Origin of the sequence: Streptomyces sp. NPDC001663 (assembly GCF_042893105.1) — a bacterium.
In the GTDB taxonomy this organism is placed as follows: domain Bacteria; phylum Actinomycetota; class Actinomycetes; order Streptomycetales; family Streptomycetaceae; genus Streptomyces.
Genome location: NZ_JBIAUR010000005.1, coordinates 420,221 through 434,314 on the forward strand (window position 1 = coordinate 420,221; position 14,094 = coordinate 434,314).

The 14,094-nt window shown below is 71.9% G+C and carries 12 protein-coding genes; 1 reads left to right on the plus strand and 11 read right to left on the minus strand.

Annotation, left to right across the window (positions count from 1 at the left end):
- Positions 1 to 14: 14 nt before the first annotated feature.
- From ACFY1L_RS18835 to ACFY1L_RS18855, 5 genes are read right to left on the minus strand one after another with little or no spacing between them, the layout of a single operon-like run.
- On the minus strand, positions 15 to 899 hold the full coding sequence (locus ACFY1L_RS18835; protein ID WP_388824896.1) for a Pvc16 family protein: 885 nt from the start codon (positions 897 to 899) through the stop codon (positions 15 to 17).
- Positions 900 to 951: 52 nt separating this feature from the next.
- Complete coding sequence (locus ACFY1L_RS18840; RefSeq protein ID WP_388824899.1) at positions 952 to 1,683, minus strand: hypothetical protein; 732 nt, start codon at positions 1,681 to 1,683, stop codon at positions 952 to 954.
- The gene (locus tag ACFY1L_RS18845) at positions 1,676 to 2,404 is read right to left on the minus strand and encodes a hypothetical protein (RefSeq protein ID WP_388824900.1); all 729 of its coding nucleotides are present in this window, start codon (positions 2,402 to 2,404) and stop codon (positions 1,676 to 1,678) included. The genes ACFY1L_RS18840 and ACFY1L_RS18845 overlap by 8 nt, the downstream gene beginning before the upstream one ends.
- Positions 2,405 to 2,436: 32 nt before the next feature.
- A complete protein-coding gene (locus tag ACFY1L_RS18850; protein ID WP_004003113.1) occupies positions 2,437 to 2,961 on the minus strand; it encodes a phage tail protein in 525 nt (174 codons plus the stop codon).
- A 34-nt stretch (positions 2,962 to 2,995) separates the two neighbouring features.
- Positions 2,996 to 4,861: a phage tail sheath subtilisin-like domain-containing protein gene (locus ACFY1L_RS18855; protein WP_388824902.1), complete on the minus strand. Its 1,866-nt coding sequence runs from the start codon at positions 4,859 to 4,861 to the stop codon at positions 2,996 to 2,998.
- A gap of 371 nt (positions 4,862 to 5,232) precedes the next feature.
- Between ACFY1L_RS18855 and ACFY1L_RS18860 the strand changes: the two genes are divergently transcribed.
- Positions 5,233 to 5,655 carry a YchJ family protein gene (locus ACFY1L_RS18860; RefSeq protein WP_388824904.1) on the plus strand — a complete coding sequence of 141 codons (423 nt, stop codon included), beginning with the start codon at positions 5,233 to 5,235 and terminating at the stop codon, positions 5,653 to 5,655.
- Here ACFY1L_RS18860 and ACFY1L_RS18865 read toward each other — a convergent pair.
- The 6 genes from ACFY1L_RS18865 to ACFY1L_RS18890 form a co-directional block, all read right to left on the minus strand.
- The gene (locus ACFY1L_RS18865; RefSeq protein ID WP_388824907.1) at positions 5,568 to 7,055 is read right to left on the minus strand and encodes a M20/M25/M40 family metallo-hydrolase; all 1,488 of its coding nucleotides are present in this window, start codon (positions 7,053 to 7,055) and stop codon (positions 5,568 to 5,570) included. The genes ACFY1L_RS18860 and ACFY1L_RS18865 overlap by 88 nt on opposite strands.
- Positions 7,052 to 8,251, minus strand: a complete 1,200-nt coding sequence (locus tag ACFY1L_RS18870) for a hypothetical protein (protein ID WP_388824910.1) — start codon at positions 8,249 to 8,251, stop codon at positions 7,052 to 7,054. The genes ACFY1L_RS18865 and ACFY1L_RS18870 overlap by 4 nt, the downstream gene beginning before the upstream one ends.
- 15 nt (positions 8,252 to 8,266) lie before the next feature.
- Positions 8,267 to 11,209, minus strand: a complete 2,943-nt coding sequence (locus tag ACFY1L_RS18875; protein WP_388824913.1) for a collagen binding domain-containing protein — start codon at positions 11,207 to 11,209, stop codon at positions 8,267 to 8,269.
- A gap of 22 nt (positions 11,210 to 11,231) precedes the next feature.
- Positions 11,232 to 11,711 (minus strand): hypothetical protein, encoded by a 480-nt coding sequence (locus tag ACFY1L_RS18880; protein ID WP_388824915.1) that lies wholly within the window; start codon positions 11,709 to 11,711, stop codon positions 11,232 to 11,234.
- Positions 11,708 to 12,919 carry a hypothetical protein gene (locus ACFY1L_RS18885; RefSeq protein WP_388824917.1) on the minus strand — a complete coding sequence of 404 codons (1,212 nt, stop codon included), beginning with the start codon at positions 12,917 to 12,919 and terminating at the stop codon, positions 11,708 to 11,710. The genes ACFY1L_RS18880 and ACFY1L_RS18885 overlap by 4 nt, the downstream gene beginning before the upstream one ends.
- A 156-nt stretch (positions 12,920 to 13,075) precedes the next feature.
- On the minus strand, positions 13,076 to 14,080 hold the full coding sequence (locus tag ACFY1L_RS18890; RefSeq protein ID WP_388824920.1) for a hypothetical protein: 1,005 nt from the start codon (positions 14,078 to 14,080) through the stop codon (positions 13,076 to 13,078).
- Positions 14,081 to 14,094 lie beyond the last annotated feature (14 nt).

The window sequence follows — 14,094 nt, forward strand, 5'->3', positions numbered from 1 at the left end:
GCCGCCATGCCGCCTCAGTTCTCCGTGTCCTTGCCGCCCACCTGGCGTGGTGCGCCCCTACGGGGTTCGGGTTGCGCCGACTTCCCCGTCCGGGCAGTGGATTTGCGGGCCCGGGCCGGGGCCTTGGCGACGGTCTTGGCCACGGCCTTGGCAGGTGACTTCGCGGCCTTCCCGGCACTCGACGGGCCAGCCTCCTCGGCGTCCGCCTTCACAACGTCGCCGGGTGCGCCGTCAGTTGACGGCACGTCAGTTTTCGGCTCGGGCCCCGGAGGGACCGGTGCGCCCGGTGCCCCGAACGGCAGCACCCGTACCTCGGGCCGCTCCACCGGCCTGCCCGGCACCGGGCCCTCGCGGCCGTCGATGAAGACGAGCGCCGCCTGGTAGACGACCGACAGCGTGTACGGGGTCTGGTAGAGCATCCCCCACAGCTTCGACGTCTCGTCGACGTCCATCACCGTCGGCGTGAACCGCACCCGCTGCGCCGCCTCGGCGAGATCGCTGCCCGCCAGGAAGGGCCGCTCACCGGCCTGTTCGATGACGTCCTTCGGCAGCACCGGGATCTCGTGCAGCGTGCGCACCACGGAGCCGATCAGCCGCTGCCCGACCAGTTCCCGCTCGTCGCCGTACGCACTGATCACGTAGTGCAGGTCGAGCGCCGCGGCGGGCCGCTTGACCAGCGTGCCGTCGGACGCGCGGGTCGGCAGGTCGTTGTTGCGCTGCGAGGTGTTGGGCGTGACCTGGTAGAGGAACACGGAGATGGTGGGCTGTTCGAGCTGCGGATCGGCGGGCGGCTTGCGCGGCTCGACCTTGACGGCCTCGCCGAACTCCGGCCCCACGTTGTTCTCGATCAGCAGGGCGAGAGCCTGGGTGACATGGGCGATGGCAAGTGCGTTGCTCATGACGTCAGTTCCTCGGTTCCTCTCGTGCCTGCTGCTTCTTCGTGCCTGCGGCTCACTCGCGCCCCCGTGCCAGGTAGTCCGACAGGCTGACGGTCGCCCCGGCCCGGCCCGGTGCCGCGCTCGTGCGCTGCGGTCCGGAGGCGGCCTGGCCCGCCGTCACCTCCAGCCGCCCGATCTGCACCTGCACCACCTGCTCGGCGGCCCTGGCCGGCCGCCGGGCCGCGGCCTGCCGTACGGCGTCGCGTGCGGCCGCCGTGTCCGCGGCGCTGGGGCGCAGCGCCGCGGACACGGCGGCGGGGGAAGCGGCGTCCGTGCCCGGGGGGATGGGCACAGACGCCGCGGCCGGTGACGGATCCCGCTCCGCGCGCCCCCGCCCCGCCGCCCGCCTGCCGGCGTCTGCCGGAGGCCGCGGCCCCGGAGCGACGGGCGCGACGGGCCGCAGCAGCGGTGCCTCGGCGCGGGCCGGTGAGGCCGGACGTGGAGCCGGGTCGAACGGACCCCGCTCCGTGCGTACGACGGTGCGCTCCCGTTCCGTGTGCGTCCGCGTCTGTGCGACCGCCGGGCGCGGCGCGTCCGGCGGCGGTACGGCCGCCGGCGTGGTGGCCGGCCACAGCAGCGCGTCCTCGTCCGGTGCCGGCGCGGCGGCCCGTACCGCCTCGACCCGCTCGAACGGGCCGGGCAGCCGGGGCCGTACCCGCACCCCGGCCGGTCGCGGGGCGGCGTGCCGCGCGATCAGCCGATCGAAGAAGTCGGGGCAGTCCGGCGCACCCTGGGTGTCAGACATCGGCACACAGCTCCAGGTAGTAGCGGCGCCGCGTCGGGCTGAGCGCCAGGATCTCCGGCTCGGTCCAGCCGTAGGCGGTGGCGAGCAGATGGACGTCGAGCAGCACGTCCCGTGCCCAGGCGTCCAGTTCGGTCCACAGGTAGGAGGCGATGTCGAGCTCGGCGCGGGTGGCCTCGCCGCACTCGGGGCAGGCGACGTTGAGCGCCAGGTCGGCGCCGGGGTCGGCGGCCTCGACGGCCTCGGCGATCCGGCGCTGCACCGGCGCGGGCAACTCCCCCGCCGGTACGTCCGTCCCGTCGTGCACCGCCGAGACCAGGCACCGGGCGAGCAGCGCGGCACGCGGGTCCGCCGAGCGGGCCGCGGCCTGCAGGTCGGCGACCCCGGGCAGCCTGAACTCGACGTCCCAGCCGCCCTGCCGGACCCGTACGACCGACTCTCCCGAAGAGCCCAGTGACCCCGCGAGCTCCCCGGCGTCCAGGTCGAACTCCATGTCCGCCCCGCACGCGGCGCACTCCAGCCGCACCTGCATCCGCTCGCCGAACAGCGCCCGGCGCAACGCGAACAGGTCCGCCTCGCGCTCGCCCACCGGAAGCTGCGGCAGCCTCCCGGTGTCGACCTCCGGACGCGCCGTGCGGTGCAGCAGCAGCGCCCGGCCCACCGGCGGCTCGCCGAGCCCCGCCTCCCAGGCGGCCAGCAGTTCGGCCGCCCCGGTGATCGCCATGCCCCTCCCCGTTTCCCTCAACTACCAGCTGTTCACGCCGGGTTGAGGAACGACGGCTCCTCGGGCTCGGGCACCTCGTAGTCCCGCTCCCAGCCCTCGCACTCGAGCTTCAGCGACTGGATGGCCACCGCGTTGGCGTTGGCGTCCAGCTCGCCGAGGACCTGGTACTCGCTCGGCCAGGTCCGGTAGAGCTTGTGCGAGACGGCCACCTGACCGGCCTCGTTGAGGACCTGGATGACGATGTCCTTGCGGAAGTCCGCGAGGGACACCTCCGAGCCGAGCCCCGCGCCGACCTGCCAGACCTTGTTGGCCCAGCGGTCGAACTCGGGGTCGTGGGTGACCCCGCGCTCGAGGGTGATGCCCTCGAACTCGGAGCGGCCCGGCGACTTGCGTGGGGAGGAGGGGTCGCCGCCGTGGCGGTGCTTGACGACCTCCGTGGTCCGCTTCAGCGGACTGATCTTGCTGATGCCGGCGACCGTCCGACCGTCCCACAGGACAAGGAACTTGAAGTTCTTGTAGGGGTCGAAGCGATGCGCGTTGACCGTGAACTCAGCCATCGGATTCCTTCAGCTCTCCATGATTCTGCGGGCGCTAGAGCGCGAACTGCCCCGACGTCTGCTGGATCTTGACGACCACGAACTCGGCCGGACGGACCGGCGCGATGCCCACCAGCACGTTGACGACGCCGTTCGCGACGTCCTCGTCGGTCGTGGTCTCGCTGTCGCACTTGACGAAGTACGCCTCGCGCGGGGTGCTGCCCTTGAAGGCGCCCTGGCGGAAGAGCGTGTGCAGGTACGAGGAGGCGGACAGCCGGATCTGCTGCCACAGGCTCTCGTCGTTGGGCTCGAACACCACCCACTGCAGGCCGCGTTGGAGGCTCTCCTCCACATGCAGCGCGAGCCGCCGCACGGGCACGTACTTCCACGCGCTGTCGAGGGCGTCGGAGCCCTCCAGCGTGCGCGCGCCCCACACCAGCGGGCCGGTGAGCGGGAAGGTGCGCAGGCAGTTGACGCCGAGCGGGTTGAGCAGCCCGGTCTCACGGTCCGTCAGATCGACGGTCAGCGAGTGCACTCCGACGAGCTGCGCCTCCGTACCGGCCGGCGCCTTCCAGACGCCGCGCTCGGAGTCGGTGCGCGCGATGACGCCGGCGACCGCGCCGGACGGCGGGAAGGCGCGCAGCCGCCCGGTGAGCGGGTCGGTGAGCTGGATGTGCGGGAAGTACAGACCGGCGTGGTTGCCGCGCACCGGGTCGAAGGCCGACAGGCCCGCACGCGCGGAGTCCACGCTCACCCAGGTGCTGGGCGCGTCGACGAGCAGGAAGATCCGCCGCTCCTCGCACAGCCGCTGAGCGGCGGATACGACGGTGAGGGCGTCCTCGGTCTTCTCGTACGAGGCCAGCTCCGGCAGCGACAGCAGGTTGACGTCGGCCACCCCGCGCAGCGCCTGGATGCCGGTCTTGTCGGCCTCGGAGCCGATGAGGTCACGCGGGCCGGGGGCCGCACCGTCCTCGCCGCCCTCCAGCGGGAACACCGGCGGATTGACCGAGGCCTCCAGGCCCAGGTCGTTGGCGCACTCGCCGAGGAAGCGGACGACGTCCTCGGGGTCGGTGGAGCCCGCGACGACCTGCACACGGCGGCCGAAGGCGGTGACCTCGACGCCCGCGAAGGCGTGCTTGCCGGGCGCGTCGGGCAGCGCCCGCAGCTTGCGCTCGAGCAGCAGCGCCAACTCGGCCACGGAGGACGGGGCTTCGCCGTCGCAGTCGGGGTCGTAGAGCTTGAACTCGCGCTCCACGTCGCCGATCTTCACCGTCAGGTCCACGGCCAGGTCGGGCAGTTCGTGCCCGAACGGCTTGGAGACGGTGCCCGACGGGTCGGGGCGGCCCTCGCCGACGACCTCGACACGGATGAGCCGCGACCCCGCGTTGATCACGGTCGGCGCGTAGTTGCCGCTGCCGGCGTCGGTGGACAGGCCGGTGAAGCTCTCGCGGGCGTCGCCCTTGGCGTCGTAGACCCGCAGGTTGAAGGTCTCGTCGGGGCAGGGCGTGTCGTAGTCGACGGCGACGCGCAGACCGTTGCCCCACACGCCGGGTTCCTTGGCGTGGACCTCGAGGACACGGCCGGAGCTGTGGCCCTCGGTGGACTCCAGGACGACACAGGCGGCCTTGCCGCTGCCCGCCTTGGCGACCCGGACGATCACGGCGACGGAGCCGCCGTTGCCGAAGAACTGGTGGACCGCGTAGGCGAGCGGGCTCTGCGCGCTCAGACCGCCGAAGCGCCGCTCGAAGTCGGCGAACCCGGTGACCCGCACCGGCTCGTTCAGCGGACCGCGCCGGGTGTGCCCCACGAAGGCGGTCACCGAGGTCGTCACGGCGGAGATGGTGCGGGTGCTGCTGGGAAGCTCTTCGACGTAGACGCCCGGATATGTCGGCCTCGCGGCGCTCACGGCATTCGTCGGCATTCCCCCTCCTATCCCTACTCAGGCACCGGTTGGCAGGCACCAAGAGGCGGCAGAGGGAGAGGTCTCGCTCACGGCACGCGGCAGTCCACCGGCACGCCCTGTTCGCGCCGGCCCGCGCACCCCGTATCAGTTCCCCCGTCAGTGCCCCGGACGGACGTCCGCCCGGGTCAAGCACACACGCTTGTGACTCCTGATGCTCAAGTGCTCAACCCACCTTGGGGAGTTGGGCGTTGCAGGAGCAAGGCAGGTTTACGCCAGTCCGAAAGGAGGTTCGATGAAGGAGGCCCAGTACGACCCGCACACGATGTGCACGTGTTGGAACAGGTGGTTCACAGATTCCACACAGCGCATGGTGCAGCAGAATGGACCCCATGTCCCGACGTACCTCGCAATCCCGGCGGCAGCACGGCTCCGCCCCAGTTCACAAGCCCTCCTGTCCTTGCGGTCTTGCGGAGACGTACGAAAAGTGCTGTGGCCGATTCCACCGGGGTGAGGCCGTGGCCCCGACCGCCGAGACACTGATGCGTTCGCGCTACAGCGCTTTTGTGAAGCGCAACGAGGAGTACCTGCTGCGGACTTGGCACGCGCGGACCCGCCCCGCACAGGTCGACTTCGACCCCGGGATGCGCTGGACGGGACTGGAGATCCTGGACACGGCCGACGGCACGGCCTTTCACGCCACCGGGACGGTGACGTTCCGGGCGTCCTATCGGGGCGGCTCGTTGCACGAGCGGAGCCGGTTCGAGCGGGTCGACGGGGCGTGGGTGTACGTGGACGGCGACTTCGTCGAGTAAGAGGAGCCGTAGGACCGGCCCAGCTCGGCGTACAGCTCGACGCAGGCGTCCGTACCCCGGCGGAGGTTCGGCAGGAACAGGCGCTCGTTGGGTGCGTGCATCCCATCGTCCGGGAGGCCGAAGCCCAGGAGCAGGACTTCAGTGCCACAGGTGGCGGCAAGCGTGCTGACGAACGGGATCGAGCCGCCCGAAGGCAGCAGGACCGGGGCGCGCCCGAAAGCGCGGGTGCAGGCGTGGCCGACCGCCTCGACGCCCGTGCTGCCGGGGGCGAGCGTGTAGGGCAGGCAACTCGCGAGGACGACCAGCCGACTGCTCACGGTCCGCGGGGTGCGCTCCGCGAGATAGGTGCGCAGGGCGCGGGCCACGGTGGCCGGGCGCTGCGCGGGGACCAGTCGGACGCTCAGGTCGGCTGCGGCTCGGGCCGGGATCGCCGAGCGGCCCGGGCCCGAGGTCGCGAGGCCCGTGACGACGATCGCCGGACGGATCGTGGTCCGTTCGAAGGTGGAGTATCCGGGCTCGCCGTGCCCGATGGCGACACCGGCGGGTGCCAGCAGCTCCGGGGCCGAGGGGCCGTCGCGGGCCAGCTGTCCCCGCTCGGCTGCGGTCGGCGGTCGTACGGCGTCGTAGAAGCCCGGGACCGTCACCCGGCCGTCGGGATCATGCAGACTCGCCACCAGCTCACCCAGCACACGGGCGGGTTCGGCGACCGCGCCGCCGAAGGCGCCGGCATGCAGCTCGGCCGCAGCTCCGGTCACCTCGAGACGGGCAGCGAGCGATCCGCGCAGGCCGCTCACCAGCACCGGGGTCCGCTCGTCCCGCATCCGGGTGTCGGAGACAACCATCAGATCGGCACGCAGGTACTCCGGCACCCTTCGCCGGTCGCTCAGTTCGTACAGCAAGGTGGGGCTGCCGATCTCCTCCTCGCCGTCCAGCACCAGGCGCAGGTTCACCGGCAGTGCGCCGGTGGAGGTCAGCCATGCCTCCACCGCGGCCAGATGGGCGGTGAACTGGCCCTTGTCGTCGCTGGCCCCGCGTCCGTACAGGAACGGGCCGTCCAGCACCGGGCGGAAGGGATCCGTCGCCCAGCTGTTGCGCGGTCCGGCGGGCTGCACGTCGTAGTGGCCGTAGACCAGGAGCAGCGGCGCCCCCGGGCGGTGCAGCCACTCGGCAGTGACGACGGGCGCGACCCGGCCCGGCCGGACCGCCACGGCGTCCAGGCCCATGCCGCGCAGCCGCCCGGCGAGCCCCTCGGCGCACCGGCGCAGGTCCGCGCGGTGGACGGCCTCGGCACTCACCGTGGGATGGCGCAGCAGCTCGCAGAGCAGACCGAGCGTGGCGGGACGACGGGCGCGGGCCCGGCTCAGCGCAGCTGCCGTCCCCGCCCGGGAGCGCAGGGTCACATGCGGGTCCCGTTAACCTGCGCGGGCACCCGGCCGCGCGTGCCGGCGCCGCGGGCCACGGGCGGCGCGGGCGGCCGACGGGCTGTCCGCTGGGCACCGGTCACAGGGGCGGCCGGACGGTCGTACGGCAGACCGCGCGGTCCCTCCTGCCGGTTGGCGACCCCCAGAGACTGAGCGCTGGTGAGCCACTCCTCCGACGCCTCGGCGATCTCCAGCAGCAGCGTCTCGAACTTCGCCCGCTGGGTCTGCAGCAGATGCGGCTGGGCGAGCCAGCGCAGTACCTCGCGACCCGCGATGGCCATCCGCTGGCGTGGCGAGGTGACCAGTCGCTCGCCGTAGTACTGGGCCAGCACGATCTCGACGACGTCCCACGCGGTGTCGGCGCCGTACAGCCGCCGGATGTCGTCCGAGCCGAGGATCCGGTACGCCTCGTCGAGCAGTTGCATGACCTCGACGCGCAGCACGTTGACGTGTCCGTAGGAGGTGAACTTGAGGTTGTTGCGCAGGTCGAGCCCCGCCCGGCGGACCACCGCGATGCTGCCGAAACTCGGGTCGTAGGCGCGCTCGCGCACGACGTCCGCGATGCGCTTGTCGCGGTGGAACAGGGCGACTTGATTGACGAAGTGCTCGAACTGGCCGTGGAAGTCGCTGTTCGCCCGCGAGCCGGTGGGCACCGGCGCCCGGCCGTAGCCGAACGCCCTGCGGTACGCGGCCAGTCGGTCCCGCCGGGTGTAGCGCAGCACCTCGCGCCGGTCGAACTGGTAGAGCGCGTACGCGCCCGCGCCGCTGGAGAGGTAGACGGCGCCCGCGCGGAACAGCTCCTGAAGCTTCTGCACGGCGCGGAAGACGCCGATCATCTCGTGCTGGTAGATGTAGTAGAGATCCCCCATCGCCACCAGGCGTTCGGAGGACACCGTCTCGTCGTACGGCGTGATGGCCTGCGGCAGCCGGGTCTGGCCGAGGGCGTCGGCCGCCTGCTCGCCTATGCCGACGAGTTGGGCGAGTCCCTTGTCGGGCGGGGGCTTCTGGGCCAGGTCGGTCTGTACCGCGGACTGCAGCAGGTCGTCGATCTGTTTGGTGAGGACGTCCGCGAGCTGGGGGTCGGCCACCAGCTGCGAGGACAGCCGGTCGGTGACGGTCTCCCGGAGGGCCGCGATGCGGTCGAGGAAGGCCTGGTATTCCTGTTCGTTCGCCATCGTGGGTCTCCTCCGTCAGGTCCGCAGTGCCTCGACCGCGTTGCTGCGTGTGCCGTCCGGGTTGATGAGGGTCACTTGCCAGGTGAGGCCCGCAAGGATGGTCGGCACGGTGGGGAAAGTGGTGTCCGCGCGGCCGATCCCGTCCAGAGTCACCACGGTCGCCGTGAACTCGCCGAGCTCGGGACGCTCGGTCGCCGCCATGACGGCCGTCGCGCCCGTGAGGAAGCCCCGGCCGACGACGGTGACGGACAGGCCGGGCCTGAGGTCCGTCACCTCGTCGACGAACACGATCACGGGAGCCTCGGTCCGCTGCACGGCGCGGGCCAGGCGGACCGCGTCGGCCAGCTGGGTGCGCAGCTCCCGCAGGGCGCGCAGGACGCGCGGGGTGCGGACGCCGTCGGGCAGCGACGGGTCACTGGCGGCCAGTTGCTCGGTCGCCAGCACGAGATCGGCCAGCTGCCCGAGGACCGGGGTCAGCGCGATCACGCCGTCCTTGCCGGCCTCCCGCACCAGCCTCGGTCCCTCGGCGGTGGAGACGCGGACGATCCAGTCGAGCAGGTCCGACAGCAGGATCGGCAGCAGCGCCGGCTGCCGCGGGGGCAGACTGTCGAAGCGCAGCTGGATCGTCTGGCGCTGCGCCGCGTCCACGAAGACCGAGTCGAGTGCGGAGGCGGTCTCCTCGACGGACTGCGCGACCACGTCCAGGCTGCGGGACAGCTGGATCAGGACGGTGCCGAGCGAGGTCTGCCCGGTGGTGCCGAGGAACAGCGCGCGGTCGCTGTCCCAGCCGGCGGCGAGTGCCAGCACATGGTCGACGACGATACGGAAGTTGGTGACGACGCGTTCCTCGTCGAGCGTGCCGACCCGGCTGGTGCTCAGTCCGAATCGGTCGCGCAGCTGGGCGAGTTGCCCTCCGACCGCGTCGGGGTTGAGCTGGGTGGCGGGGGTGCGCGGACCCAGCAGCTGGACGAACAGTTCATCGACGCGCTGGACGCGTGGCCCGCCTTCGACGGCCAACTCGTCGACGAGTTCCCCGAGTTCGGCCCGCACGATGGTGCGTACCGCCTCGGTGTCCTGGAGGTCGGCGGCGGGGTCGAGTGGTGTCAGGGCGTCGAGCAGCGGGGTGATCTGTTCCAGCGCGTTCTTCGCCCGCTGGTAGATGCTGGCCTGCGCGCCGGTCAGCGCACCCAGGTCGGCCTGGACGGCGTACCCGCGCGGACGCCAGGTGAACTCGGTGTGGCCCTGCACCTCACGCAGTTCGAAGGCGCCGGTCAACGCCGTCTGGAATCCTGAGGTGTTGGAGCCGGGCCGCCAGCCGAGCACGTCCCGCAGGGCGCCCTCGACGATCTGCCCGTACGAGGCCGACCGGTCACCGCCGGGTGCCGGTGCGCGGCCCGCGCCGCCGCCGACCTCCTCCGTCAGTACGGGAAAGGCGGAGAAGTCCGTGAACGCCTGGTTGGTGACGGACGGCGGCGTACCGGTGGGCGCACCGCCCGGTGCACCCCCGCGGGAGAACCGGATGTTGCTGACGGTGACGGAGTTCACCTCGACCGGGAATCGCTCCACCGGTTTGCCACCCTTTGTCAGCACACTTACGAGGAACCGTCCGGACGTGGGCGAGAACCACTCGTAGAAGCCGTCCTTGTCCGTCTGCGTACTGCCCAGGAGTACGGTTCCGTCGGCGTTGTGGATCTCCACCGTCACGTACGCGACCGCCTGGTCCCCCTCGTCGCGTACGATTCCCCGGATGCCGTGCTTCTCCTCGCTCAGCACGATGTCGGGCACCTGTGCCGAACCCTGGTCCGTCACGGTAACGCAGTGGTCGTCGGTGGTGTCGAGGATCAGTCGTCGTCCACCGACACGCACGGGCGTGCGCGGAATGACCTTCCAGTCGCCGGTCGGCAGTCCCTGCATCCTGTAGTTGCCGTTGGCGTCCGTGGTGTCGACCGCCTCACGGTCGTCCTGGCGGGCTACGACATCCACCCCCTGGAGCGGGGTGTCGCTGTCGTCCACAACCAGGCCGTAGAGGTCTCCGGAGTCGGTGGACAGCGGCTTGAACTCGAAGAATGCGGACAGGTCCAGGCTGCCGCCGGGATTCAGCTGCGAGTTGATGCGGTTCTTCCCGGGGACGGCGGCGACCCGTAGCCGTGCCTTCCCGTATGTCGCACGGGAGGTGTCCGAGACCGCGACGGAGACCATTCCCGCCGGGATGTCGTCGAAGACACAGGTGGGGGTGCGGTCGTCGGTGGCCCGACTCTGCGCGGGGACACCGGGGCCCTGGGTCCGGGTCACTTCGAAGACCACACCGGAGACCGGCTGACCGTTCAGCTCGGGCTTGATGGTGATCTGAGCGGTGGCGGCGCGGTAGATCACCTTCAGCATGTCCTCGGGCAGCGGCTGCCCGCCCCTGTTGACCACGAAGCGGCCGTCCTTGGGGGTGGCCCTGGTCCTGGGGCAGCTCTGGGGGCTGACCGTGACGAGTTCGTCCTTGCAGGCGGCGTACACCGCCCCGTCGGACCGGCTGGTGAAGTCGGTGCCCGCCACGTCGACCTTGGCGCCAGGGAGCGGTTGGCCGCTCTCGTACTGGGTGTTGAGCAGGAACAGTCGCCTCTGACCGCCGGACAGCAACACGATCTCCGCGTCCGGGAGTTCATGGGGGGACATATGGAGGTCGATCCCGGAACCCCCGTGAGCGACGCGAGGAATGTCGAATTCGGGAGGGCCTGCCACCACGCGTACCTGGTAGGTGCCCGCCGCCAGTTTGTCGTGCCGGACGAGTCCGTCGTCGTCCGTCGCGTCCAGCGTGACCGGTGGATCGTAGCCGCCCTTGGCGTTCCCGTTCTGCTTGCTCAGTTCGAGTACGACACCGGACGGCGTCGGCCAGTCCGTCTGCCACCTTTCGGGATCCTTCACCACGCGTCGGGGGCAGAGGAAGACCCGGATCGTGAGCTTCGGCATCGTGCTCTCCTTCCTCTCCAGGTCAGCGGCGGACGCCGGACGTGGAGCATGGGCTCTTCAGCGCGGCGGTCTCCTGCCCGTGGGCGAAGAGCGCCGGCAGCACATCGCTCCAGAGCGACTGCTGACATGTGTGGACGCACCGGACGACCTCGCCCGCCCAGGCGCCGGCCTCGTGGCCGTGCTCGGCACCGAGTGCGTCCAGTTCGGTGAGGCGTTCCGGCGAGGCCAGCCGGCCGACGAGGATCTGCCCCAGCGTCAGGATGTGTGTCTGGCAGAGGGACACGGCCGCCGCACCACCGGTGGTGTCGCGGAAGGCGGCGGTCGTCTCCTCCGCCGCGCCCGACACTTCCAGCGCGGCGTTCGCCACCTCGTCGACCAGCGCCACGTCACCGCCCCGCGGGTGGTCGGAGACCGCGATCAGCTCCAGCTCGCGGGCGGTATCGCGAAGCCGACACACCGCCGCCGCCAGTTCCGCGTACGCCGACTGCACCGTCACCGTCATCGCCTCGCCAGCTCGGTGTAGAAGTTGCGAGTGATCACGCCCGGCCGGGCGAGGCGCCGGTCCAGGGCGGAGCGGGTGGCCCCGATCAGGAAGCGGGCCGGGATGATGCCGGGGTCGGTGCCGGCCGCGAGGCGCTCGGCGGCTTCCAGCTGCATGGCGTGTTCCTTGGCGCCGAAGGGGATCACCTGGGCGAGGCTGCGCCGGCCGAGTTCCGCGAAGGGCCGGAAACAGAGGGTGTCGACGACCGCCGGGTACGCGGTGGCGAACGTCGAAACGAGCTCGCGCGGCAGGGTCCCGGCCCTCGGGTCGGGATAGATGGACCGCCACAACCGGCCGTAACGGTCGGCCTGTTCGGGAAATCCCATCCGCCGCAGCAGCTCGACGGAGATCCAGACCCGGAACCAGGGGGTGGGATGCGGCCCGCGCGGGTTGTACGTGAGAACGGCCTCCGGCGAGCGGCCGACCACGTCGAGCAGAGAACCGACCACCGCCGGGCCGCCGAGCAGCAGGGCGGACAGATCGGCGTACACCTCGCGGTTCCAGCGCACCCAGGTCCGTACGACAGCGGGTGGGCAGCCCTCGTCGAGGAGCCGGCGGGCGACGGCGCGCGGCACCGCTTCGTCGAGGCCGAGGTCGCTCTGCAGGTTGTGGGACACCTCGTGCAGGACGGCGCCCAGGGTCCACGGATTGACCAGGCGGTGGTAGGGGAGTTGGACCAGCGGGAACGGGTTGAGCCGGCGGCCCAGCCGACGCAGCGGGATGCCGCGTCGGAAGGTCGCCGGGGAGAACCCGGTGCGCATGAACGAGAACGGGGGCGGGGCAGGAAGCGGCTTGGCCTCGCCGATGCCCAGGTACGCGGCCTGGTAGCAGGAGAGGGCGATCCGGTCGCAGGACAGCAGGGCGTCGGCGAACACGGACTGCCGCTGCCCGAAGAGTTCGAAGTAGAAGTCCCAGATGCGCTCGACCTCACGCACCCAGGTGTGGGCGCGTTCCTTGGTGCCGACCAGGGTCTGCAACCGCCGGGTGTCGGGCTGTCGGACGGCCCGCCGCGCCTCCTCGTCGACCCGGCTGCTGAGCCGGAGCAGTTCGCCACGCAGTCGCCGCATCAGGGCGTTGACGGCTTGCAGATGGCCGGCGGACGGTGCGGCTGCCCCAGTGCCGAACTCGTCGGCACGGAAGGGCCGCAGGGCGGCGGCGTGCCGGGTCACGTTGAGCGCTTGGGCCCGTAGCCAAGGCCCGCGAACCGGAGCGGTGGTACGCGGTCGGGGCACCGGCCGCCCGGCCCGGGCGGTCGCGGTGCCCGGATCCGGTGTGACGCTCGTCTCGGCGCGAGCCGTGGGTACGGTCATGGTCGGCCGCCCCGGTCAGTAGCCGTACGGGCCGGCGGCGCGCCGGCCTGCCGGACGGTAGGCCGGTACCGGCACCCAGGCGACGGACATCGGCGGCAGACCGGCCGGGCGGCCCGGGACACCGCGGGGAGCCGCAACGGAGCGGGGCCCGTAAGGCCGCCGGTACGCCCGTGCCGGTGCCGACGGCACTCCCGCCGCCACGGACCGCACGGCCCGCGCCGAGGCTGGGGCTACGGCAGCCCCCGCCGGGGCGCCGGGGCGCATGGCGCGGTGGTAGCGGCGGTCGAGTGCACGGGACCGCCGTACGACCGCGGAGCGGCGCCGGGGATCGGACAGTACGGCGGCGGTCTGGCCCGCCAGGGTCCGCACCGTCGACCTCGCGGTGACCGGACGGCCGGCAGCGACCTGCCGGGCGAGGCTGCGGGCGGTGCGTACGGCGATCGTGGGCAGGGTGCGGACCAGCGGGCGGGTGGCCGGACTGCGGCGCAGCGTACGGGTCACGTTGGCGAGCCCGCGCACCAGTTGCGGTGCGGTCCGGACGAGCGCGGGCGCGGCGCGTCGGGCCAGGCCGATGGCGATGGGGGCCAGGGCGCCGACGAACGCCTCGGCCTCCGCCTCGCTCTCGGTCTCGGCGGCGGCGTGGCCCAAGTGCTCCATCATGGCGTCCGGGCCGAGCCTGCGGAGCGGGTTGGTCATCCCCTCGAGTTCGTCCTCGCCCTCGTACTCGTACTCATCTTCGTACTCGCCCTCGTACTCGCCCTCGGTCTCCTCCTCGTAGAGGGACTCGTCCTCGAACTCGCCCTCCAGTTCGGTCTCGAACTCCGTCTCCCACTCCTGGTCCTGGCCGCCGCCGGCGAGGCCGCCGAGGGCCGACTGGGCCGCCCTGCGAGCCAGTCCCGCGAGCGAGCCCAGGAACTCCTCGCCCTCGTCCTCGTACAGGGACTCCCACTCGCCTTCCAGTTCGGGAAGCGGGGGCGCGCCGGACATCCTGGGGCTCGCGCCGTTCGTGCTCACGCTCATGACCGCTGGTCCTC